The 25,879-nt window shown below is 43.1% G+C and carries 18 protein-coding genes and 1 pseudogene; 16 read left to right on the top strand and 3 right to left on the bottom strand.

Annotated features, from left to right (window positions below):
* Nucleotides 1–40: 40 nt before the first annotated feature.
* The 10 genes from dapB to VB073_RS16150 all read left to right on the top strand — a co-directional run bounded on the left by dapB (nt 41) and on the right by VB073_RS16150 (nt 15,500).
* Complete coding sequence (gene dapB, locus VB073_RS16195) at nt 41–763, top strand: 4-hydroxy-tetrahydrodipicolinate reductase (RefSeq protein ID WP_323405228.1); 723 nt, start codon at nt 41–43, stop codon at nt 761–763.
* Between the two features lie 82 nt (nt 764–845).
* Entirely contained in the window at nt 846–2,291 is a 1,446-nt protein-coding gene (lepB, locus tag VB073_RS16190) for a signal peptidase I (protein ID WP_416349567.1), read from the top strand.
* Complete coding sequence (locus VB073_RS16185; protein ID WP_323405233.1) at nt 2,288–2,902, top strand: WbqC family protein; 615 nt, start codon at nt 2,288–2,290, stop codon at nt 2,900–2,902. Before lepB ends, VB073_RS16185 begins: the two co-directional genes overlap by 4 nt.
* Nucleotides 2,903–3,475: 573 nt before the next feature.
* Nucleotides 3,476–3,895: a hypothetical protein gene (locus VB073_RS16180; RefSeq protein WP_323405226.1), complete on the top strand. Its 420-nt coding sequence runs from the start codon at nt 3,476–3,478 to the stop codon at nt 3,893–3,895.
* A gap of 180 nt (nt 3,896–4,075) precedes the next feature.
* The gene (locus VB073_RS16175; RefSeq protein WP_323405225.1) at nt 4,076–7,216 is read left to right on the top strand and encodes a TonB-dependent receptor; all 3,141 of its coding nucleotides are present in this window, start codon (nt 4,076–4,078) and stop codon (nt 7,214–7,216) included.
* 24 nt (nt 7,217–7,240) lie between these two features.
* Nucleotides 7,241–9,202 carry a RagB/SusD family nutrient uptake outer membrane protein gene (locus tag VB073_RS16170; protein ID WP_323405224.1) on the top strand — a complete coding sequence of 654 codons (1,962 nt, stop codon included), beginning with the start codon at nt 7,241–7,243 and terminating at the stop codon, nt 9,200–9,202.
* A gap of 63 nt (nt 9,203–9,265) precedes the next feature.
* Nucleotides 9,266–10,564 carry a DUF4959 domain-containing protein gene (locus tag VB073_RS16165; protein WP_323405223.1) on the top strand — a complete coding sequence of 433 codons (1,299 nt, stop codon included), beginning with the start codon at nt 9,266–9,268 and terminating at the stop codon, nt 10,562–10,564.
* Nucleotides 10,565–10,599: 35 nt separating this feature from the next.
* Nucleotides 10,600–11,766, top strand: a complete 1,167-nt coding sequence (locus VB073_RS16160; protein ID WP_323405222.1) for a DUF4998 domain-containing protein — start codon at nt 10,600–10,602, stop codon at nt 11,764–11,766.
* 123 nt (nt 11,767–11,889) lie between these two features.
* On the top strand, nt 11,890–13,422 hold the full coding sequence (gene gltX, locus VB073_RS16155) for a glutamate--tRNA ligase (protein WP_323405232.1): 1,533 nt from the start codon (nt 11,890–11,892) through the stop codon (nt 13,420–13,422).
* Between the two features lie 23 nt (nt 13,423–13,445).
* Nucleotides 13,446–15,500, top strand: a complete 2,055-nt coding sequence (locus VB073_RS16150) for an HDIG domain-containing metalloprotein (protein ID WP_323405221.1) — start codon at nt 13,446–13,448, stop codon at nt 15,498–15,500.
* A 49-nt stretch (nt 15,501–15,549) separates the two neighbouring features.
* Here the strand turns inward: VB073_RS16150 and VB073_RS17535 are convergent.
* Nucleotides 15,550–15,855, bottom strand: a pseudogene (locus VB073_RS17535) (four helix bundle protein); the annotation flags it as partial.
* Between the two features lie 104 nt (nt 15,856–15,959).
* The gene (gene guaA / locus VB073_RS16145; RefSeq protein ID WP_323405220.1) at nt 15,960–17,480 is read right to left on the bottom strand and encodes a glutamine-hydrolyzing GMP synthase; all 1,521 of its coding nucleotides are present in this window, start codon (nt 17,478–17,480) and stop codon (nt 15,960–15,962) included.
* A 329-nt stretch (nt 17,481–17,809) separates the two neighbouring features.
* On the opposite strand from guaA, the gene VB073_RS16140 reads away from it, so the two are divergent.
* Together VB073_RS16140 and VB073_RS16135 are read left to right on the top strand one after the other, a co-directional pair.
* Nucleotides 17,810–19,267, top strand: a complete 1,458-nt coding sequence (locus VB073_RS16140) for an amino acid permease (protein ID WP_323405219.1) — start codon at nt 17,810–17,812, stop codon at nt 19,265–19,267.
* Between the two features lie 10 nt (nt 19,268–19,277).
* Nucleotides 19,278–20,270: a CPBP family intramembrane glutamic endopeptidase gene (locus VB073_RS16135; protein WP_323405218.1), complete on the top strand. Its 993-nt coding sequence runs from the start codon at nt 19,278–19,280 to the stop codon at nt 20,268–20,270.
* Between the two features lie 27 nt (nt 20,271–20,297).
* Here VB073_RS16135 and VB073_RS16130 read toward each other — a convergent pair whose 3' ends face one another.
* Nucleotides 20,298–21,497, bottom strand: coding sequence for a 6-bladed beta-propeller (locus tag VB073_RS16130; RefSeq protein WP_323405217.1), 1,200 nt, complete (start codon nt 21,495–21,497; stop codon nt 20,298–20,300).
* A 504-nt stretch (nt 21,498–22,001) separates the two neighbouring features.
* Here VB073_RS16130 and VB073_RS16125 point away from each other — a divergent pair.
* From VB073_RS16125 to VB073_RS16110, 4 genes are read left to right on the top strand one after another with little or no spacing between them, the layout of a single operon-like run.
* Nucleotides 22,002–23,393, top strand: coding sequence for a tetratricopeptide repeat protein (locus VB073_RS16125; protein ID WP_323405216.1), 1,392 nt, complete (start codon nt 22,002–22,004; stop codon nt 23,391–23,393).
* A 6-nt stretch (nt 23,394–23,399) separates the two neighbouring features.
* Complete coding sequence (locus VB073_RS16120) at nt 23,400–23,900, top strand: NfeD family protein (RefSeq protein WP_323405215.1); 501 nt, start codon at nt 23,400–23,402, stop codon at nt 23,898–23,900.
* Nucleotides 23,901–23,956: 56 nt separating this feature from the next.
* Nucleotides 23,957–24,943: a flotillin-like protein FloA gene (gene floA / locus VB073_RS16115; RefSeq protein WP_323405214.1), complete on the top strand. Its 987-nt coding sequence runs from the start codon at nt 23,957–23,959 to the stop codon at nt 24,941–24,943.
* Between the two features lie 29 nt (nt 24,944–24,972).
* Nucleotides 24,973–25,839, top strand: coding sequence for a nucleoside phosphorylase (locus VB073_RS16110; protein ID WP_323405213.1), 867 nt, complete (start codon nt 24,973–24,975; stop codon nt 25,837–25,839).
* Nucleotides 25,840–25,879 lie beyond the last annotated feature (40 nt).

Here is a 25,879-nt window from a genome sequence, read left to right as displayed (position 1 = left end):
TTCTATTTTTGTACTTTTGCGTTTTTAACAGTTACATAAGATGAAGATTGCATTAATCGGATACGGAAAGATGGGGCACGAGATTGAAAAAACCGCCCGGCAGCGCGGCCACGAAATCGTTTGTACCATTGACATAAACGAGAACGATAAATTTGACTCTCCCGAATTCGTAAGCGCCGATGTAGCCATTGAATTTACGTCGCCCGAGAGTGCTTTGCAGAATTTCCGCAAAGCTTTCGCAGCAAACGTTCCCGTAGTGTCCGGCACAACCGGGTGGCTGGAACATTTGAATGAAATAAAAGCGGCTTGTGAAAACGATGGGCAAACCTTCTTTTACGCTTCCAATTTCAGCTTGGGTGTAAATATCTTTTTTGCACTAAACAGTTATCTGGCAAAAATAATGAACCAATTCCCCGATTACGACGTGCGAATGGAAGAGACGCACCACATCCATAAACTGGATGCGCCCAGCGGGACAGCCATTACTCTTGCCGAAGGCATCTTAGGGAACCTGGACAGGAAAAAAGTGTGGTCGCTCAATAAGTCCGATCATAAAAACGAACTGGAGATAACTGCATTTCGCAAAGGAGAAGTTCCCGGCATTCACACCGTCATCTATGAATCGGAAGCCGACAGCATACGCATCACCCACGATGCCAAAAGCCGAAAGGGATTTGCCCTCGGTGCCGTTTTGGCTGCCGAATTCACAAAAGGGAAAAAAGGCTTTCTGGGAATGGAAGATATGCTGAATTTGCATCCTTGAATCCTCTAAAAAGAAGATAGAGAACCTCAACCGATTAAACAACTGCAAAAAACATACAACGATGAATAAAATCAACACGCGCATCTCCGCTGCTCAACAGTATCAATGGATATGGTTTGGCGTATGGACACTTCTCACCATCCTTTTCTCCATTTGGGCGGAGAACCTGTGGATATTGCTGTTTATCCCGCTTTTTTTCGACATATACATCACTAAATTTGTATCGTGGTCGTGGTGGAAGAAATCCGAAAACAAAGCCGTCCGCAAAACCATGGAATGGGTGGATGCTATTCTGTTTGCCCTGATAGCGGTTTACTTTATCAATACTTTTTTCTTCCAGAACTACCAGATTCCCACGTCATCCCTGGAAAAATCGCTGCTTGTAGGTGATTTTCTGGCGGTCAGCAAAGTCAGCTACGGGCCTCGTGCGCCTATCACGCCCCTATCGTTTCCGCTGGCACAGCATACCATGCCGATAATCGGCGGAAAATCATACATTGATAAACCGCAGTGGAGATACCACCGGCTAAAAGGATTTGGAGAAGTGAAACGAAACGATATTGTTGTTTTTAATTTTCCTGCCGGAGATACAGTGGCGTTGAATCAGCAGGGAGTTGATTTTTATACCCTTTCTAAGTACAATGCCAACGGAAGCGCGGGAATACGTTCCGACCGGAGAACCTACGGCGAAGTGGTTTTTCGTCCGGTTGACCGGCGCGAAAATTACGTGAAACGCTGTATCGGGCTTCCCGGTGAAACCATCAAGGTGCGCGACGACAGTGTTTATATCGATGGGAAACTCATCCCGAGCCCGAAATTATCGCAGTTAACTTATATGATTCATACCGACGGGACGATTATTTCGGAAAATATCTTTCAGGAACTGGGCATCAATAAAGACGACTACACGATGCCGAACAGTTACGGACAGGTTGCCGCCAAAATGCAGGATTTAACGGGTATCGACAGCCTGACTATGGCTAATTACGGATTAAAACAACGCAACGGCAACAACGGAAAAATCTATTACAATATTCCTCTGACCGAAGCAATGCTGACAAAACTGAAAGAAAAACCTTTCGTGTGGGAAGTGATAAAAGATGTGGAACAGCCCGGATCGAGTTATTATTATCCCTTAAACTATCCAACCAATTGGACTCGAGCCGATTTCGGGCCGCTTTGGATTCCCGCAAAAGGGGCTATCATTACCTTCGATACCGATGTGGCCTTTAAAGCGGCAGCTTACGAGCGCTGCATAAAAAATTACGAAGGAAACGATTTTTCTTTTCGTGACGGGAAAGTATATATAAACGGGCAACAGGCAGACTCATACACCTTTAAGATGGACTACTACTTCATGATGGGGGATAACCGCCACAATTCCGCCGACTCCCGCGTATGGGGATTTGTTCCCGAAGATCATATCGTGGGACAGCCGATGCTGATCTGGCTCTCCCTGGAAAAAGACAAAGGCTGGCTGAACGGAAAAATCAGGTGGAACAGGTTGTTCAGGAGTGCGAAAAAATGAACCGCCCCGGTAGCTGTTTGTTTTCCTCTTTCTACCTGGCTTCCATCGAATACTATTCGGTTCTTTTTCGCGCCCAAAACGCGGTTATCGAGATTCACGAAAACTACCAAAAGCAATCGTACCGGAACCGGTGCAACATTGTAGGCGCCAACGGCTTGATCCCACTGAGCATTCCCATCGAAAAACCGGATTCACCCAAGTGCCGGATGAAAGAGATCCGCATTGCCGATCACGGCAACTGGCGGCATCTGCACTGGAATGCCATCCTGTCAGCCTACAATTCCACTCCGTTTTTCGAGTATTACGCCGATGAACTGCAACCGTTCTACGAAAAGGAAATTCCGTTTCTCGTCGATTTTAACCTTCAGCTTCATGAACTCGTCTGCGGTTGGCTGCAGATAGAAACACCTACCAGGCTTTCATCGGAGTATATTGTTGAAATACCGGAAGGAACTTCCGATTACCGGGAAACGATCCACCCGAAACGCCTGTCCGATTTCACGACTAAGCCTTATTACCAGGTTTTCCGCGAGAAGCTGGGATTCATTCAAAATGCAAGTATCATCGACCTGGTATTTAATATGGGCAACGAGGCAAGGTTGTGGTTGTGAAAACCAAGAGAATCCTACTCAAACCTAAAAAAAATAAATTTTAACATTAAAAAGCTCGCAAATAATTAAAATTAGCTATCTTTGCAAAAATTGAACACTCCTATTTTCAATTAAAGTTATTTTTATATCTTGAAATTAGTGGGTAATTTTCCTGAAAAGGTAAATGAATCAATGTGAAAACAGGTAGAAAATATCATATTAAAACTTCAATGCTGGCAGTGAATTTATTGCCGCTTAGGATTAGTATTAGTATTTACCCCCCCTCCCCCGTTAACATATATTAACACTTTCATCTCTTTTTCTTCACTCCTTGCAGTGCTCCAAGGCGTGAGATCCACTTTTTCATATACCTATCCATATTCGAGACACTCAGAAAGCACCAACATTCTTTCGAGACACAATACTTGGTGCCTCAAAAACGCCCAAAGAGCTACGAGCCCATGCATTTTACATACTCAAAAGTCCAAAGACTATAACTGGTTTGTATTGCTTCCACTCTCAAACACAGCAATACACAAAACGTTAAAACTTCTTATTTTCTTCGTGAAGATTGAGATCATAATTTAAATTAAAATGATAAAAACAAATTTTGTTAATTTAATCATTGTTGTAATTATTCTTTTTACAACGACATGTGGTAAAGGATTTGACGATTGTCATGATTCTATGTATCTAGAAAACAAGTCTTCTTCAACCATTTATTATGTATCCACCCTGAAAGACGGATTTCTTAACTATGATCCTTCAAGCCCTACTCATGCAACAGATTACAAAATAGAGGCCGGAAAAACCCGGAAAATCCGAATTGGGATCACATTGTCCTGTTGGGAACAGGTAATGAAAAGTGCTGAAGGATACATATATATTTATGTGTACGACGCTGTTAGACTGGAGGCTGAGGGTTGGAGCAATGTAAAGGATAAGCCTCTGAAAAAATATTCTCTCAAGACAAATCAGCTTAGTGAGATGGAATGGAGAGTGACTTATCCCTGACAGGTCAATTGTCTCCTCTTCAAATCTTTTCACATAGGCTATTAATTAACTAAGTGTAAATAATGATTTACTAATTTTTAATTCAAAAACTTCATTTGCATGAACAAAAAAAATCTATTCTGCCTAAATCTTAAAAAGACAGAGGCATCAAACACATTTTTTAAACTAAGTGGTGTGTTTTTGTGTTTATTTCTTTTGTCGTTTGCACCATATGCTCAGGCAACTTCCAAAAAAGAGAGACCGGAAAAGCTTGAAGTGCAGCAAACCCGAAGAGCCATTACAGGGATTGTAACAGACAGCCATGGCGATCCTTTACCCGGAGTGACAGTACAAGTGCTGGGACGGCAAGGAGGTGTAATCACAGACGCTGACGGCCGTTATTCCATTGAAGCAGCTCCCAACGAAGAACTGAGACTTCAATTTGTGGGAATGAAGTCTCAGACAATTTCTGTGGGCAATCTTACAACCCTGAATGTTACCATGGCAGAAGACGTTGAGCTACTCGATGAGGTAACCATCACGGCTTTCGCCACTCAAAAAAAAGAAAGTATTGTCTCATCCATTGAAACGATAAGCCCTAAGCAACTGAGGGTTCCTTCAAGCAACCTTACTACAGCCTTAGCTGGCCGTTTGGCTGGTGTAATCTCTTACCAAAGAAGTGGTGAGCCGGGAAACGACAATGCCCAGTTTTTTGTGCGCGGTGTTACCACTTTCGGCTACGCCAGTAGTCCATTAATTTTATTGGATGGATTTGAAGTGAGTTCTACCGACTTAGCCCGTGTAGATCCTGATAATATTGAACAGTTCGCCGTCCTGAAGGATGCCACCGCAGCAGCTTTATATGGTTCTAAAGGTGCCAATGGGGTTATTATGGTTACCACTAAAAAAGGAATTGCAGGAAAGCCGAAGATTTCCTTCCGCGCTGACGCCAGAATGTCCGCTCCCACAAAGATATTGGAAACAGTGGATGGTGTAACATATATGAATTTGTATAATGAAGCTCAGTTCAATGACAATCCTTTATTAGAACCTTATTACAGTGCACAAAAGATTCAGAACACAATTGATAACCTCAATGAATATGCTTATCCTAATCTGAATTGGTACGACATCATGTTTAAACCCAATACCATGAATCAGCATTACAACCTGAACATCACGGGGGGAGGTAGTGTGGTTAAGTACTATTTAGCTGTTTCGTACGATAAAGACACCGGTATTCTGAAAGACAATAAGCTGAATAACTTCAAAAATAACATTGCTATTGACAGATTTAACATTTTGGCTAATATAACTATGGATTTAACCCCGACAACCAAGATGGATATCAATATGAACTCCATTTTCGAGAACTTCACCGGTCCACTTGATAACACAAACGAAATCTTCGCCAGTGTGGTAGCCACTAACCCGGTCGAATTCCCGAAATTTTACTTGCCGGATGAAAAAACCGCGTACGTGAAACATACGTTATTCGGCTCGGATGCCACTGGTGGTATGATCAATCCTTTTGCCAGAATGGTCCGCGGATACAAAGATGGTTCAATGGGGCGCATTACCTCACAATTTTCTATCGACCAGAATATGGATCCTATATTAGAAGGATTAATGGCAAGAGCAAAAATATCCATCAAAAACGATAACAGATATGAAAATTATAGAGCATATGATCCTTATCTCTATAATATAAAAAGCTACGATGAATTTACCGATACTTATGTGTTACAACAAGTACATAAAGGAACAGATGCTTTGGGTAATCCGACTATTACTCGTGAAGGTGAATTCAGGGTATATATGGAAGGCGGCTTGACTTATGCTAACTCGTTTAATGATATGCACGACCTTAGCGGACTGCTTATTTACACACAGGAAGAAAGTAAAAACACCGGCATCTATAAACCGGAAGATCAAACAATCCAAAGAACACTTCCCCAACGCAATCAAGGACTCCGCGCCCGGCTCAATTATGGGTTTATGCAAAAATACCTGGCTGAAGTAAGTTTAACATACACCGGATCAGAAAAATTCGACAGATCGCACCGTTGGGGGCTGTTCCCTGCTTTTGGAGTAGGTTATATCTTATCCAACGAGCCCTTTTGGAGTCCGCTCGAAAATATTTTGCCCAATTTCAAGCTGAAATACTCCTGGGGAAGGGTAGGAAACGACCAGATTGCCGGAGCAGCAGACCGTTTCTTCTTCCTCTCCGACATATCGGGTGCCGGAGGATACCGTTGGGGAAAAGACTTCAACTCGTATTACGGAGGATTTAACATCAACCGTTATGCCAACCCGATGATCACTTGGGAGATTGCGCAGAAACAAAACGTTGGATTCGAGGTGGATATTTTCAAAAACCGCGCATTAAAAGTCATCCTTGAGTATTTCACCGAAGACAGGAAACAGATTTATCAGGCACGCGCCAACCTGCCCGCCACTATGGGATTGACCAGCAATGTATATGGAAACGTGGGAAAAGTAAAAAGTGCAGGCTGGGACGGATCCATTGACTTGAATTATTCTTTCAACAAAGATGCATGGATTACCGGACGATTTAACTTCACCTACGCACACAACGAATACGTGGAAAACGAAGAACCAGAATACCGTTGGCCTTATTTGAGTGATATAGGATGGCCCATCAACACTTGGAAAGGGTATGTAGCAGAACGGTTGTTTATTGACCAGGCTGATGTAAACAATTCACCTCGTCAAGAACTGGGAAGTATTCCGCAGGCAGGAGACATTAAGTATAAGGATATAAACGGCGATGGAAGAGTAAATTCGGATGACCAAGTACATATAGGATACCCTACGGTTCCCGAAATCAATTATGGATTTGGTCTATCGGGTGGATATAAAAATTTAGACTTATCCTGTTTCTTTCAGGGACAGGACAGGGTTTCATTTTTTATCGATCCCAACGCAAGAAGAGATGACAAGTTCGGAATAGCTCCTTTTGCAGGACACAGAGGAGCATTAAAAATCATTGCCGACGATCATTGGAACCCCAATAACCCAGTATCACACGCATTTTGGCCCCGTTTATCTGCTACCGTTAATCAGAACAACAGTCAGCAAAATTCAACATGGTGGCTTCGAAACGGGCGCTTTTTACGTTTAAAAACACTGGAGGTAGGCTATACACTGCCCAACAAGTGGTTCAAACCTATACCTTTCAACATGGTGCGTGTTTATTTTACCGGACAGAACCTGTTTAACCTATCCGACTTTAAACTCTGGGATCCGGAAATGGGAGGAAACGGATTAGCTTACCCGCTACAACGTGTGTACAACGTCGGGTTGAATGTTACTTTTTAATATTTACTTAATAACAACACAAATATGAGATCAAAAATAATAGCTATAAGTTTTATTATAGGATTATCCTTAATGTTTACCCGCTGCGATTTCTTGGATATTGTTCCGGACAATACGGTAGAAGTAGGCAGCTTGTTTGAGAATAGAGACAAGGCTTTGAGCGCCTTATCTACCTGCTATAGGTATATGCCCAATTATGAAAAACTCCACGAATCCATGTCACTAGCAGGCGACGAATGGGTAGGCCGGCTGGATGCAGAAGTAGCCGATGCCCGTGGAAACACACGAGGTGAGAAATTGATGCGCGGATGGAACAATTCCAACGATCCCATTCTGAACTATTGGAGTGGAGGGGGAGGAGCCATATCTTTATACCAAGGCATTAGGGTATGTAATATCTTTTTCGAAAATATTGAAAACGTACCCGATATTACTCCCGCCGAACGCGCCGACTGGATAGCCCAAGTGAAAGTTCTGAAAGCGTATTACCATTTTTACCTGACCCGTTTATACGGTCCAATTGTTATTGCCGATAAGAACTTGGAACCTTTTTCTGAAGTAGAAGAAGTACGTCAGGAGAGGCAAACTATAGATTCTTGCTTTAATTACTCCTTGAAGCTAATTAATGAAGTCTTATACGATGCAAACGGAAATCCCAAGGCGGAACTTGCTGTGGAACGCGATAATGCCTATTATGGGCAGATCGACCAAATAAATGCCCGCGCTATCAAAGCCCAAATACTATTGACACGCGCAAGTCCTTTATTTAATGGTAACTCCGAATATTTCAGTAATTTTAAGAACAAAGGAGGTAATACCTACTTCCCCATGCAATACGAACCCGAAAAATGGAAACAAGCACTCGACGGAATTAAGGAAGCCATTGATTATGCAGAAGCTCGCGGTAAAAAACTCTACACCTTTACCGGGCAACCCAAATTCTGGGACGTGGATAATTTCAAAAAATCCGAAATTATCCAATATGCTTACAATAAACGTTTCTCCATTGTAGCTCCATGGAACGATGAGTTATTGTGGGGATATTCCGGTTTGGATTATGAAGGACAGGGGGGATTTGCACACGCCACTAACATGCGTTCCGTTGCGGAACCCACCACTGCCAGCTATGCCTGGCAATGGCTAGGTGCTGACTACAGGATGGACGAACTTTATTATTCAAGAAATGGTGTGCCTATTGAGGACGATAAAACATTTGAATACGACAATAGACTCGAGATTACAGACGTGCCGGAAGACAACTATCATAAAGGATATATGCAGTCGGGAGAAAAAACGATTAAACTACACCTGAATAGGGAACCTCGATTCTATGCATGGCTGGTTGTTGACAGAAGCATCTGGAGAACTCACGACATGGCCAATGACGTTAAAATGCGCTACAATGAATTTCCGGGAGGGCGGGGTTCGCAACATACCACCGATTTTTACTGGACAGGTATTGGTGTGAAAAAGCTGGTCCATCCCGAGTCAGGCACAGGACACTGGGCACGTGTAGTGAAATTTCCTTATCCCATCCTTCGCTTATCTGATCTTTATTTAATGTATGCCGAAGCATACAATGAATACAACGGTCCTGCCCCGGAAGCTTACTCTTATTTAAACAAAATCCGGGCAACTGGTGGCTTAAAGCCTATAGAAGAAGTATGGAGCGATGCCAACATTGTAAAAACTCCCGGAAAACATCTTACCAAAGAAGGTTTACGTGATATTATCCATCGCGAACGGATAATTGAACTCTCTTTTGAAGGACATAAGTATTTCGATGTATTACGATGGAAGGAAGCCGACAGGTATTTCCTCACTCCTATGAAGGGTTGGAACACTACAGGCGTAGATCCGGCACAATTTTATGTTTTGATGACATTACAACCCCGTGTGTGGCAGACACCACGCGATTATTTAATGCCTATACCCCTGTCAGATATAAACAGAAATCCTAACTTAATACAAAATCCTGGATGGTAATTTATAAAATATTAATTTTAAAAGCATATGAAATTTATACATTATTTTTCAGTTATAATAACAATGGCAACTATTTCGTTGCTCAATAGTTGTGGTGATACATTGCAAGTGGACGCCACACCTCCCGGCCAGGTGACAAACGTAACTTTCACACCATTATATGGAGGCGGTTATTTCACTTATACCATACCCGATGATGAAGACTTCCTTTATACCAGGGCTGAATACATTATCGATACAGGTAAGAAAATATCCAAGACAAGCAGTGTTTATTCAGACACGCTGTTCATAGAAGGATTCGGTCAGGAAAAAGAATACGAAGTGAAAATATTCTCGGTAGACAGAAACGCAAACGAGTCCCAACCAGTGATTCAACGAGTAACTCCATTAGCGCCCACAACTGCTGCTGTATTGGAAACAGTTCAGGTTCAACCGGGATTTTCGTCACTTGTATTGGATTGGACAAATGTATTGAGACAAAATATAACTATTTATGTGGATGTTAAAGTAGGAGACACAAAAGCAACAAAAATATATGCTTCTAATCTCGCGAAAGACCGTTATATCATCGAAAATCTAAAAGGCTTGCCACACTCGGTAAGTATCCATATCAGAGATACTTATGAAAATAAAACGGAAACTAAAGATTTCGGGCAACTAACACCTTTAATGGACGGTCCAATTTCAAAAAAACAGTGGTCTTTCTTGCGGAATAATCTCCTGTACGGAAATAAATGGGACTACAACAGCAGCAGTAATCCGTTTGATCAAGTACCGTTGGAAGCATATCGAGGCACTTGGCGGGACGATAGTATGAAGAACGCCCGAGAAACATATTATGAAGGGCGTATTGAAAAATTCTGGGACAATGAATATGACTATGAGCCCAAACTTAATCTGAACTATTTTCATACTGGTCCGCAATCGTATCCATTTTCCTATTTTATCGACATGGGTCGGGAAATTAAAGGAAGCCGATTCAAAATATGGCAGCGCAATGCATGGGGAATGCTTTATGGAGGTGAAAACGTGGAAATATGGGACATTTGGATTAGTGATGATAAAGATCCTGCTGATGGCGTTTTTGATGGATGGGAATATGTGGGAAGATATAAGATTACACAACCCTCCAACGTGATAGAGGCAAGGAATGAAGCCAGAGACGGTCATGAGTATATGTTTTATCCTGAAAATCCTCGATTTACAAAACCTTTCCGTTACTTACGTTATAAAGGTATCAAACAATACGGTAACGGAAACTCGGGATGTACATCAGAAATAACGGTTTTCGGCACGGAAGCAGATGGGAGCATGATAGATGATCCTGCCACCTTGACAGGGGTTAAAGAAGGATGGGAGTAAACCAGCTAATGCATAAATTTTCAAAAACTTACAATATGAAGAAAATAAAATCAACAATAATAGTTAGCATCCTTCTTGCATTATTAAGCAATTACGGATGTGACAGCATGGAGGATAATTTCAAACAATATCTCGAAGAATACAATTATTCGGGCAAGATTGACAGTTTACGTGTCTATCCGGGATTTGAGAGGGTTGTACTGGCTTGGAATAATCCGAAAGATCAAAAGTCCAAATCGATCAAAATTATCTATGGCGCCGACAGCACAGTTGTAACGTATGAAACTTTAGTAGATTCGGTAAGTATCGAAGGTTTGGATGCTGGTACAGGTTATGAATTCATTGTTTATACACTTGATGCAAAGAAAAACATATCTGTTCCTACCTCTATCACTGCATTTCCTGTCTCACAAGCTTTTGTGAATGCATTGACCCCACCCTCTATTGTTGTTCAAGTTATTGGCGCCGATCAGTATATTTCTGTGATTGGTATTACAAACGTCCTCATGCGTTTTGCCGGGGATATCGAATATACAGTTTCCGGAGCCGGAGGATTTACCCAATCAGGTAAAGTTCAATTACCGGATATGGAGGGAAAACCTCAGGTTGATCTTCCAGTTGCTGCACTCGGAATACCTTTCTTATCACCGGGAGAATATACTTTCGATTATAAAGTATCCGTCTTTCCCATTGTTGGAAATTTAACTTCCGTGGATAAAATTTGGTTGACAAACTCCCAGACGGTAGTTGTACAGCCTATAGTAATCAATCTCATGACAATTTCTGGAAAAATAAGTGAAAGTAACAATAACTCTCCAGGGCATGGAAATGAAAATGTTGATAAATTAATCGACAATGACCCTGTGACTAAATACCTTACATTCCAAAATAAAGCTTGGATGATGTGGAAAATGGACCGCACTTTCGCCGCTACAAAATATACACTGACATCCGCAAATGATGATGATAGCAGGGACCCAAAAGACTGGACGGTGGAAGGATCTGATGACGGCGTTACCTGGACTGTGCTGGACAGACAGACTAATTTCCCAAAATTTCCTCAAAGAGGATACAAAATTTCTTTCCTAATGTCGAACAGAACTGCTTATACTCATTACAGGCTTAATGTAACTGCAAATCATGGCTCGGGATTGTTCCAGTTAGCTGACTGGATATTGTACTATGACAGTGGACAACAATAGCGGATAAAAACAAGCTAACCTTAAGAGACTGTTTCGATAACAAGAATCAGTCTCTTCTTGTTTAAAGGGTAGTTTTTTACATGTCTTGTCTTTTTTTCTTACCTTTGTAACCTCAACATCTAAATTATGAGCAGAAGAACAAGAGTACGCTTCGCCCCCAGTCCTACGGGGCCGCTTCACATCGGCGGAGTACGCACGGCATTATACAACTACCTGTTTTCCAAACAACAAGGCGGCGATTTTATCCTACGGATTGAAGATACCGACTCCGCCCGGTTTGTTCCCGGGGCGGAAGAGTATATTCAGGAGGCATTCGATTGGTTAGGATTGCCTTACGACGAAAGCCCCTCCAAAGGAGGAAAGTTCGGACCGTACCGGCAGTCGGAGCGAAAAGATATTTACAAAAAGTACGTCGGGCAGTTATTGGAAAATGGAACGGCGTATATGGCCTTCGACACACCCGAAGAGTTGAACGCCAAGCGCAACGAAACACCCAATTTTCAATACGATGCCACTACCCGGCTTCATATGCGAAATTCGCTGACGTTACCCGCCGAAGCGGTGGAAGAGCTGATCGGTAACGGAACGCAATATGTGGTGCGTATAAAAATTGAACCCCATATCGATATCACCGTGAACGATTTGATTCGGGGAGAAGTGGTGATCAACTCCTCGGTTCTCGACGACAAAGTGATTTACAAATCGGCCGACGAGCTGCCCACGTACCACCTGGCCAACGTGGTGGACGACCACCTTATGGAGATCACGCACGTTATCCGCGGGGAAGAATGGCTGCCTTCAGCGCCCCTGCACGTGTGGCTTTACAGAAGTTTCGGCTGGGAGGACACCATGCCGCAATTCGTCCACTTACCGCTCCTGCTCAAACCCGAAGGCAACGGGAAACTGAGCAAACGTGACGGCGACCGCTTGGGATTTCCTGTTTTTCCATTGGAATGGAAAGACCGGCAATCGGGTGAGGTATCGTCGGGATACCGCGAAAGCGGGTATTTGCCACAGGCAGTGGTAAACTTTTTGGCTTTGCTGGGATGGAATCCGGGAACAGAGCAGGAGATTTTCTCCCTCTATGAACTGGTAAACGCCTTTTCGTTTGACCGCTGCAGTAAAAGCGGTGCAAAATTTGATTTTGAAAAAGCCAAATGGTTCAACCACAAATACATTCAGAAAACGCCTGACGATATTCTTGCAGAGATGTTTAAACCTGTTCTTACAGAGAACAATATCTCCTGCGAACAAGAATATGTCGCAAAGGTGATCGGACTGGTAAAGGAACGCGTCAATTTTGTGAAAGAACTGTGGGGGCAGGCGTCATTTTTCTTTATCGCCCCGACTTCATACGACGAAAAAGCGGTGAAGAAACGCTGGAAAAAAGAGACTCCCGCACAGCTGGCCGAACTGATCAGCGTGTTGCAGGAGATCGATGATTTTTCTTCCGAAAACCAGGAGAAAACAGTAATGCAATGGATTGAGACAAACAATTATCCCCTCGGAAACGTTATGAATACTTTCCGGTTGGCGGTAGTTGGTGAATGTAAAGGGCCGCACATGTTCGATATCTCGGCCCTTATCGGGAAGCAGGAAACCATAGGCCGGTTAAGAAAGGCCATACAGGAGGTTCCTGTTGCGGAGAGTGATTAAATAACAAACAACTATTCGAATTTATGAACCGGAAGTCAAAAAGAAAATTCAGACTAAGAACCCGTTTTTTTGTACCTGCTATTTTCATACTGGCAATTGCACTTGTCACTTTGTTGTTTCCCCGGCAAGGAGATTTCAAGTATTCGTTCAGCGAAGGAAGGCCCTGGCAGTATGGACTTTTGACTGCTCCGTTCGATTTTCCTGTTTATAAACCTGCGGATCAACTGAAAACCGAACAAGACAGTATCCTGCGTTTTTACGAACCGTATTACACCATCGACGAGAATATTGAAAAAAACGCGATGGCCGAATTTGATGCCGATGTCAACCTGAACACGAAACTAAAAAGCCTGCCTCCTGCTTATATTCTCTATCTGAGAAACAGTTTGCAGAAGATATATCAGTCGGGGATCATGCGTTCGGAGGATTACGACAAGGTCTTCATTTCCGAAACGCAATCTATGCGGTTAAGAAAGGGGAATTTAGCCGAATCAAAAAGCGTGGAAACGTTCAACACCATTAAATCGGCCTATGAGCAACTTCTCCATAATACCCCCAAGAGTATGGACGCCGAAATGATACGGTCGGCAGACATCAATAAATATATTCGCGAAAATATTGTGTACGATGCTTCCACATCCGAAAAAGCCAGGGAAGAGTTTATCCAGCAGGTATCCCCCTCTACAGGGATGGTGCAGGCAGGACAGCGCATTATAGATCAGGGAGAGATAGTAAGCCCTCAAACTTACAAGGTATTGAATTCGTTAAAACGAGTGACGGAAGAGCGAAGCGGGAGAACCGGCAACAACGGATGGACGATTTTCGGACAACTCTTGCTTGTAATCCTTCTGTTCGGGGCATTTTACGCATACCTGCTTTTCTTCAGGCCGCACGAATACAGGAACAGGCAGCACGTCATGTTTATGCTTCTGCTGATTACCTCTTTTGTAGCTCTAACGGCAATTACCAGCCAACTTGACCTTTTCAACGTATATATTATCCCGTACGCCATAGTCACCATCCTGATAAGGACGTTTATCGACTCCCGCACGGCATTGTTTGCAAGTTTGATTACCATTATCTTAAGCTCGCTGATGGTTCCGTTCCCGTTTGAATTTGTGGTTATACAGATTGCGGTTGCCATGGTATCGATATTTATGTTGAAAGAGCTCTCGGAACGCTATCAGCTAATACGCAGTTCATTCTTCATCCTGCTTGCCTACAGCTTAATGTATATCGGGTTGGTCATGCATCAGGAAGGGAATATCAACAAGATTGACCCGGTTATATTTCTCTATTTCTTCATCAATTTCATTTTTATATTGTTCTCCTATTCCCTGGTATATCTCATCGAAAAATCTTTCGGATTCATATCGGGAGTAAGCCTTATCGAATTGTCGAACATCAATAAACCGATATTGAAAGAACTGTCCGAAAAAGCGCCGGGAACTTTTCAGCATTCACTGCAAGTTTCAAACCTGGGTATGGCGGCTGCAATAAAAATAGGAGCCAACGCTTCATTAATAAGAACAGGAGCGTTGTATCACGATATCGGGAAGATGGTGAATCCTGCCTTCTTCACCGAAAATCAATCGCCGGGAATAAATCCGCACGCAGGGCTCCCCTTTGAGGAAAGTGCACGCATCATCATCAATCACGTGAGGGATGGAGTGAAATTAGCACAAAAAAATAACCTGCCGAAGCAGATTATAGATTTTATTGAAACGCACCACGGGACCAGTATGCCTAAATACTTTTATATCTCCTGGAAAAATGCCAATCCGGGCAAGGAAGCCAATGAGGCTGATTTCCGTTATCCCGGGCCCAATCCGTTCTCGAAGGAGACTGCTATCATGATGATGGCCGATTCGGTGGAAGCTTCATCGCGGAGCCTGTCCGAATATACCGAAGAGTCTCTTCGCAACCTGGTCGACAAAATCATCGACTCCCAAGTGGCCGAAGGTTATTTCAAGTTAGCCCCTATTACGTTCAGGGATATACAGATCGTAAAAGATGCTTTCGTGGAGAAACTGGTCACCATGTATCATTCGCGCATTGCATATCCGGAGCTAAAGTGATTGTTAAATCGTCGAATCGTTAAACTGTTTAATCGTTGGAGGGAATTATTTATTTAGCATAACTCCTTTTTAGCGCATTCAGTTTGTTTGAAATCTTGTCTATTTCATTTTTTGCGCTGGTTAGTTCTTCTTCCGAAATATAGTGTAAGTCAAAACTTATTATCAACTGGCTGTAAACCTCCATCAACGAACCAAAAGCTATTTCAAGAAAACGGATTTTTTCGTTAAAGGATCCGCGGGAAGTACCTTCGGCTATATTTGACACAACAGAAATCCCTCCCCGCTGAATTTGATTACAAAGAATAAATTTTTCGTCTGCCGGAAAAGATTCTGTTAGCCGATACAGTTTAACGACAAACTGCCTTGCATCCTACCAAACATCCAGCTTCTCAAAACTATATTTATAGCCTGGCATGATTCTTAAATCTACCCAACCAGTTCAACAATTAAACATCAAACTCACTCCCATTCTATCGTAGCCGGGGGCTTGGACGAAATATCATACACTACCCGGTTGACGCCTTTCACCTTGTTGATAATTTCGTTCGATACTTTTGCAAGGAATTCGTAAGGCAGATGTGCCCAATCAGCTGTCATGGCGTCTGTCGATGTCACGGCCCGCAATGCGATTGTGTTTTCGTAAGTCCGTTCATCTCCCATCACACCCACCGACTGTACCGGCAGCAAAATGGCTCCGGCCTGCCATACCTTGTCATACAGTCCGGTTGCACGAAGATTCGAGATAAATATATCGTCGGCATCCTGTGCGATACGTACTTTTTCGGGTGTGATATCTCCCAAAATACGGATTCCTAATCCCGGTCCCGGGAAAGGATGGCGGTGGATCAGATGGGATTGCATACCCAGCTCTAACCCTATCCTGCGCACTTCATCCTTGAATAAAAGTTTTAAGGGTTCACACAGTTTCAGGTGCATCTTTTCAGGCAGGCCGCCTACATTATGATGACTCTTGATAGTTACTCCGGTAATAGAGAGCGACTCGATAATATCGGGATAGATAGTACCCTGAGCCAACCATTTGATATCTTCCAGCTTATGGGCTTCCCTATCGAAAACATCGATAAATCCTTTTCCGATGATCTTTCGCTTACGCTCGGGATCAGTTACGCCCGCCAGCTCTCTATAGAAATATTCTTTTGCATCTATACCGATCACATTCAGTCCAAGATGTTCGTAGTTCTGCAACACAGTATCGAACTCATTCTTACGCAACAAGCCATGGTCAACAAAGATACAGGTAAGATTTTTCCCAATCGCTTTATTAAGTAATACAGCCGTGACCGACGAGTCCACACCTCCCGAAAGGGCCAGGATTACCTTATCGTCGCCCAACTGTTCTTTCAATTCTTCGACGGTGGTCTCTATGAATGAGGCAGGCGTCCAATCTTTCTTCATACCACAGACTTTCAAAAAATTATCCAATACCTCTGTCCCCCGTTCGGTGTGAAATACTTCGGGGTGGAACTGTACTCCCCAGGTCTTTTCATCATCTACCTTATAAGCAGCAAGCATAACATCGTCCGTAGAAGCAATCACCCCGAAACCATCGGGTATACGCACGATTGTATCGCCGTGAGACATCCACACCTGGCTCTCCGAAGTGATAAATCCCAACAATGGATCATTTTTATCTGTAATGCTCAGACGGGCACGCCCGTACTCGCGGCTATCACTTTTCTCCACGGCTCCCCCTGCCGACTGTGCCATCAACTGTGCACCGTAACAGATACCCAGTACCGGGTAACGACCGCGAATTTCACTTAAATCGGTTTTGAAAGCATCGGCATCATTCACAGAGAAAGGACTTCCCGAAAGGATTACTCCTTTTACCGATTCATCATTAAATGGGAATTTATTGTAAGGCACTATTTCACAATAAGTGTTCAATTCTCTTACGCGGCGACCGATCAGCTGCGTGGTTTGCGAACCGAAATCGAGGATGATAATTTTTTCGTGCATATTGTATAACCGTGGGTTGGAACGCCTATAGATGACGTTAATTCAAAAAAAGAAATTTTTCAGGTCACAAAGATAATCAAAGAGGATGGAAAAACGATAAAATCGGGATGAATTGAATGAATGGAATAATTGTCATACCCTTCAAAATACCATCGATGGTTCTGCATAGAATCGGTTTCAATATCACAAAAATAATACCGACAGATTATTAATTTCATTTTTCTTTCGTTCAAACGAATAAAAAATCAAAAAAATATTATTTTTGCAATTTATAGCATCATTTGAAATCAATAAAGTCATTTTAACATCTTTCATCAAATTAAACCCTTATGGCTGCAAACTTATTTGTCAAAAAAAATATCACTCAGCTCCAGCATGAAGCCGAAAGTTCTAACAACCAACTGAGAAGGCACTTAACGGCACCAAATCTAGTCATGCTGGGTGTAGGAGCTGTAATAGGTGCCGGAATTTTCGTGCTGACCGGAACTGCCGCAGCCATACATGCCGGCCCGGGAATATCCGTTTCGTTTATTCTTTCTGCATTCGGGTGCCTTTTAGCCGGGCTTTGTTATGCCGAGTTCGCATCCATGATACCTATTTCGGGAAGCGCATATACTTATGGTTATGCCACCATGGGTGAATTTGTTGCATGGATTATCGGGTGGGATCTTGTGTTGGAATATCTTTTCGGAGCCTCCACTGTAGCCGTGGGCTGGTCGGGATATGTAGTCAGTTTTCTGGCCGACTTCGGAATTCATTTACCTGCGGTAATCTGTCAGGGACCATTCGCCTATGGGCCTGACGGGTGGTATGTAACAGGAACTATCATTAATTTCCCTGCCGTTTTCATCGTCGCCATTACTACCACATTACTAGTGGTCGGCATAAAAGAATCTGCCAAGTTCAACAACATCATCGTGTTGATCAAAGTGATTGTGATTCTACTTTTCATCGGGTTTGGGATATCTTATATCAATACCGAAAACTGGCAGCCTTTCATTCCTGAAAATAACGGCACGTGGGGAGAATACGGATGGTCAGGCATACTCGCTGGAGCCGCAGTGGTCTTCTTCGCATACGTCGGCTTCGATGCAGTATCCACCACCTCTCAGGAAGCCATCAATCCCAAACGGGATATGCCGATAGGGATACTCGGGACCCTGCTGATATGTACAATTTTATATATAGCAGTTGGACTGGTACTCACCGGCATTGTGAACTATAAGGAATTAAATGTGGCGGCTCCTATCGCTGTGGCGATCGATAACGCAGGGCAGGGACTGTTCTGGTTGCGCCCCATTATCAAAATCGGTGCGATTGCTGGATTGAGTTCAGTAGTACTGGTTTTATTGCTCGGGCAATCGCGGGTATTCTACACCATGGCAAAAGACGGCCTGCTCTGGGAAAACTTATCTAAAACGCATCCAAAATTCAGGACACCCCATATCACCACCATCATCATCGGGATTGCAGCAGGAATCCTGGCTGGATTATTTCCTATCGATATGCTCGGACATATGGTTTCTATCGGGACCCTGCTGGCTTTCATCATTGTAAGCATAGGAATTATTATTCTACGAAAGAAAGAACCCGATATGCCACGAGCTTTCAAAACACCGTGGGTTCCATTCGTCCCCATCCTGGGAGCATTATGCTGCCTCGCCCTAATGGCTTCATTACCTTTAGATGCATGGATCAGGTTAATAGGTTGGATGGCTATCGGAATGATCGTCTACTTCCTGTATGGACGTCGCCACAGCCATGCAAGGAAAATGTTGAAGAAATAATTATACACATATGAAACATTTAGAACGTGCCCTGGAAGGCAAAAACGGTATTGGCCGGTATATCCTGATGTCTGTAATTGTTTTGTTATTAGCACAGCTAGCGGCTTTCCCTCTCTTTTTAGTGTTACTTCCCACCTTCCTTTCGAATGGAGGGAATATCGGCGATTTCCTTGACGCCGTCATTCTAAACCCGTATGACTACGGTATCTCTTATAATCTTTACCTGTTGGTAATGTTAGGCACCTTTGCCTTTATGTACCTCCTTTTTGCCTTGTTGATAAAACCGTTTCACGGGCGCACAGTGCGCGAGACCATCAACGGCCGCAAAAAGATCCGTTGGGATCGTATATGGATGGGAATTATGGTCTGGGGAATCTTCATACTCGTTGATACAGCCATCAGCGTGTTGACCGCTTCGCCGAGCGAATATGAATTCCGATTCAATCCCGGTGCTTTCTTCACGCTCATATTGATTTTGCTGATCGTGATGCCCTTTCAGACAAGCATTGAAGAAATTATGTTCCGTGGTTATCTGACACAGGGTGTGGCACGATGGACCAGGAGCCGCTGGTGGGCACTGCTCATACCATCACTGCTATTTGCACTTATGCATGTGGCCAATCCAGAAGTGAAAGAATATGGTTTTTGGCTCTCCATGCCGCAATATCTTATCATGGGATTGATGTTGGGAATGGTTTCCATCCTCGATGACGGTATTGAATTGGCACTCGGTGTCCATTTTGTCAACAACGCGCTTGGCTCCCTCCTGGTCACCCACCATGCATCCGTTTTACAGACTGACGCACTATTCCTCTTCCACGATATTGATCCGGCCGCAAGCCTTATCTCCATTTCGGTCTCAAGTGTACTACTTGTCTTCGTTCTGCAACGGATCTACAAATGGGATTGGAAAATTCTAAACAAAAAGGTAATGCCCACACTCCCCCCTGCCCCACCGGTAGTTGAAACAGATTACACGGCAGATAGCACGATGGAAAATTGAAATGGCAAGACAATCCCCTATCTTTATTCAGAACGGTTTTAGTCTGTAGAACATCAATACGGGGTTGTCTTCTATCTCCAGGCTCTCTGTGAATTGTTTTCTCTGCTCCAGAAATTTGTTCTCGAAACGATCATTTTGCGTACTTTCTTTCCAGGAAAGCAAACTTTCTACTGCAATTTCAGCGATTAACCATGATCCATAAGCGGCGATGGAAGGAGTGTAAAACTGTCCTTGTCCTTCCTTCCCTAACACAAAAGCAAGAGAATACAAAAGGTTATTTGTCTTTTTGGAATAGTAACCATGAAAAAGAAAAGGAAGCGGCGAGTCGATTGGTTCGCTTAAGGAAAAAGACAATATCTCATCCGTTTCCTGTATGGCATATAGGGAATAAAACGTCTTCTTTTTTAAATATTCTTTTGCACTCTTCTCATCCGTCAATCTACTTATATCAAACACCTTGTCTCCAAAATCGAAAGAGTACACCAGCGACAATTCCTCCTTACCGACTTTGTGAATAGTGTTTCCATACCCGGTAAAAAAATAAAAATCCCCATTGTATGGATAAAACACGCTCCCTTGCGGACTCGTTAATTTAATAAACTGTTCAGACGAATAGGGAAAATAGGATTGGGTTATATTCATCAGGGAATCCAGATAGAGAAGGTTGTATTCCTGCTTCAGGGTAGATTTATTATTTAGATAATTGGTATACATTACATAACCTCCATCATGGCCCGGCACAATCCCATCAATCCAGAAAGGTATCTTTGTCCGGCTGATAAAATGCCCATCCAGGTTATATCTCAGCACCCGATTTGCCATTAAATCTGTCAGTACTATTTGCCTCTTTTTTGAGTCAATATCGAAAAGATCCACTTGCATATACTCCTTTGGACCTTCTCCTACACTGAAAATCTTAAAAAGATAGTTACCGTCGATATCAAAAACAAATAGTGAAGAGGTGTGTGTGTCCAGGATATAAATACGCTCTTCAAACACCATCATTTTCTGAATATAACCTACCATGGATTCATCTGTCAATTCTAACTTGACATACCTGATGGTATCCAGATAGGGAGAGATATCGATGGTATTCTCCGTTGAAGCCGGCTTTATTACCTTGATTTCACCGGATTCGGCAACTGCCCCTTCTTTTAACGCAGCACTCCTGTTGCATGCTATCAATAAGGAGCAAAACAGGAAAGGAAATATTACCTTTTTAATCATGGGAAACATAGATTGTTGTTTTAACTTAATAAATTCTTCTCATAATTAATTTTCAAAATAAAAGATCAATGGATTGTCAAACTCATTCTTATTTGTCATAGGAGCTTTTCTTCTTGTGTAATAAATTTACTTTCCTCTAAATACCCGGTCATTGTTCAAGGAAATAGGATGCATTCCTGTATTGATCATGGGATCAGGAATACAACAAAACGATCTGTAAAATTAAATATTTTTATCAATATCCACAAAAGTATATTATTTATTAGACTATTACAACTCTTTACCCATGCTTTACAACATATTTTGATTTCCATCAAGAGGACAGGCCATTCCAGAGTTGTATTGATGACCCAAACAGTTGAGAGGAAAGTCCGGAAGGGGGACAAATGCAACAGTGATTTTTTTGCAATGCATAACAAAACCGATACAAAAAATTATTATCTTTGAAGATTAGTTTATAACGCTGATATGAAACGAGGTCGCTTTTTTTCTATATATATTCTGATGTTTTTTTGCCTTTACGCTACGGGGCAAACGCTTGATGATGCCAAGAGCTGGTATCTGGAAGGCCGTTATGCCCAAGCGTTACCTGTTTTTCAAACTGAATACCTCAACAATCCTAATAATCCATCTCTCAACCAATGGCTTGGGGTCAGCCTTTACCAAACCGGGAGAATAAAAGAGGCGCAAAAATATCTGGAATTTGCATCGGAACGAAAAATCCCGGAATCCTACATCTATCTGGGAGAACTCTACACAAAACTGTATCGCTTTAAAGATGCAGAAAAGGAGTTCGAAAAATATCAAAAGGCCAAACGCAAGGATAATGAAGCATTGCAGATGCTGGACATAAAACGGTCCTATGCCGAAAAATTACAACGAGCCGTCAACCGTACGGAAGATCTGCAAATCATCGATAGTCTGGTCGTTTCCAAAGATGATTTCCTGTCAGCCTATCACCTGAGTGCTTCATCAGGTTCATTGATGCCGATACAAGAGTTCTTTTCCGACCGGTTGAAGAGCGATGAAACGCTTTACATGAACGAGCGGAAGGATAAAATATACTATTCCGGCGGTGATGTGACAACCGGTACCGACCTTTATACAATGGATAAGCTACTCGACACTTTCGGAAACGAAAAGAGATTACCGGAAAGCATCAACAAGCCAGGGAATCAGGCATTCCCATTTGTATTAAGTGATGGGATGACCCTCTATTTTGCTTCTACGGATGATAATTCGTTTGGAGGATATGACCTGTTCGTCACCCGATACAATTTAAATTCAGACACCTACCTTAATCCCAACCAATTGAATATGCCATTCAATTCACCTTTCAACGACTACATGCTCGCAATTGATGAAGAGAAAGGTGTGGGATGGTTCGCATCCGATCGGTTTCAACCGGACAACTCGGTGTGTATTTACACCTTTATCCCAAACCCGCAAGTGCAACTCATCGAAACGGATGATGAAAATTATCTTGTCGGCAGAGCTCGAATCCATTCGATTGCCGACACATGGAAAGAGGGGATCGACTACCAATCATTACGTACGCTGGCTCAACAAAGAACCGTCTCACAACAGCAGACCTCCGGTGATTTCACTTTTGTGATCAACGATCTGGCAACTTATCATACCCTGTCGGATTTCAAAAGTGAGCGGGCCAGATCGATCTTTTCCCAAGCGCTGGGCTATGAGAAACAACTAAAAACGTTGAATAATGAACTCTCTCAGAAAAGAGACCAATTCGCGGGTAACGGATCCGCAAATAATGCATTGGTATCTTCCATCCTCAGCCTTGAGAAAGAGACTGAGTCTCTCTCAAGAGAAATGGAAAGGCTCAAAATAGATGCCAGAAACGAAGAAATACGTACTCATTTTAATCAATATTAATCCGCTATGACACTCGATCTTGTTATTATAATCGCCGTAATCCTCCTGGGAATAGTATTTATGCTCATTGAGATCTTCCTGCTTCCCGGCATCAGTATTGCAGGTATCGCCGGAGCTATCTTCCTGATCGGAGGTATAGCCTATGCATATATTTTTCAGGGTAATATGGTCGGAAATATCGCACTCGGAGGTACAGTGGTATTACTTGGAGGTTCTTTCTTCTGGCTACTGAAATCGAAATCACTACGAAAGATATCCCTCGATACCAACATTGAGGGAAAGGTCGATACCTCCCATTTACAGAAAATAGCAGTAGGCGATACCGGCGTCGCTATTTCCCGTCTGAATCCTATTGGGCAACTATTGATCAACGATGTGGAAGTGGAAGGAAAATCATTCGACGGTGAATTCCTTGATGAAGATACCGAAATCGAAGTAGTGAAAGTAGAGGCTTACAATGTACTGGTAAAGAAAAAAGCCGAAATTTCCGCTTTCGGAAAAAACTGAAACCTGCCCAGGAAGCATCTAAAACATTCAATATAAAACACCAAAAATAATTCATTATGGATTCTATCTCAATTCCTTTATTTATTACGATTGCCGTAATCATCGTCTTCTTATTGATATTCTTTCACTATGTTCCCTTCTTCTTATGGATCAATGCGCTCTCCGCCGGAGTACGAATCTCGCTCGTACAGCTCTTCCTGATGCGGCTGCGCCGTGTACCGCCTCACACCATCGTCTACGCGATGATTGAAGCCCATAAGGCGGGACTGAAGATGGTCACCCGCGACAATCTGGAAGCCCACTACCTTGCCGGAGGGCATGTGGAAAAAGTGGTGCATGCACTGGTTTCTGCCTCCAAAGCAAATATCGACCTCACCTTCCAGATGGCTACGGCTATCGACCTGGCTGGCCGTGATGTGTTAGAAGCGGTGAGAATGTCTGTAAACCCGAGAGTAATTGATACACCTCCTGTGTCGGCTGTAGCTATCGACGGTATCCAGTTGATCGCCAAGGCGCGTGTAACGGTACGTGCCAATATTAAACGATTGGTGGGTGGTGCCGGTGAAGAGACCATTCTTGCCCGTGTGGGTGAAGGGATTGTCTCCTCCATCGGTTCGGCCGTATCACACAAATCGGTGCTCGAAAATCCCGATTCTATCTCCAAATTAGTTTTGAAAAAGGGATTAGATGCAGGAACAGCTTTTGAAATTCTCTCCATCGATATCGCCGACATTGACATAGGTAAAAATATCGGTGCTGTACTGCAGATGGACCAGGCGCAGGCTGACAAGAATATTGCACAGGCGCGTGCCGAAGAACGACGCGCCATGGCTATCGCCCTGGAACAGGAGATGAAAGCCAAAGCGCAGGAAGCACGTGCCAAGGTGATCGAAGCCGAAGCGGAAGTTCCGATCGCTATGGCTGAAGCGTTCCGTAATGGTAATCTGGGAATTATGGATTACTACCGGATGGAAAATATCAAGGCGGATACAGATATGAGAGACTCCATCGCCAAGCCACAGGGAGGAGGAGATAAGAAATAACGGTAAGAATAACAGACACGACACCTATTATGAGAATCATACCTGAATCGGAATTGATCATCAATTCTGACAGAAGTGCCTTTCATCTTCATATAAAGCCGGAACAACTTTCCGACAAAATAGTGATGATGGGCGATCCCGATCGTGTAACTATGACCGCTTCCTTTTTCGATAGCATAGAGTGTGATGTACGCAGTCGTGAATTCCATACCATCACCGGAATATACAAGGGGAAGCGGATTACCGCCCTCTCTCACGGCATTGGTACAGATAATATAGATATCGTACTCACTGAACTGGATGCACTGGCCAATATCGATTTTAATTCGAGGTTAGTGAAAGATGAATTTAAACAACTCACCATGGTGAGGGTCGGTACCTCAGGAGGAATGCAAACCCATTGCCCGGTAGGTTCCTATGTGGTATCCGAAAAATCGATCGGCTTCGACGGACTTATTCATTATTATGCCAATTCAGAATCGATCCGCGAAAAAGAGTTTGAAGAGGCTTTCCAACGAGAGGTAAACTGGTCACCCTATCATTGTTCTCCTTATGTGGTGAGCGCCGACGAGGAACTGGTAGACCGTGTGGGATACGATATGATCCGTGGGGTGACTATCTCTGCCATAGGATTTTATGGTCCTCAAGGGAGACATGTTCGCCTGCCCTTGGCTGACCCCAATCTGAATGCAAAAATCGAGTCATTCAGGTTTGGAAAACACTCCATCACCAACTATGAGATGGAGAGTTCAGCTATCGCGGGATTAGGAAAACTGATGGGACATAAGTCGATGACCGTTTGCGCTATAATAGCCAACAGGGTTGCTTTGAATTCGAATGCCGACTACAAAGGTTCTATAGAAGATCTTATGAGAATAGTATTGGACAGGATTTAGGATGTAGGATTTTAGATGTAAGATTTGTGTTTTCAGCTTA

Source organism: Proteiniphilum sp., assembly GCF_034927365.1.
Taxonomy (GTDB): Bacteria; Bacteroidota; Bacteroidia; order Bacteroidales; family Dysgonomonadaceae; genus Proteiniphilum.
Note: the sequence above shows the minus strand (reverse complement) of the source record. Positions and strands in the feature narration are given on the sequence as shown.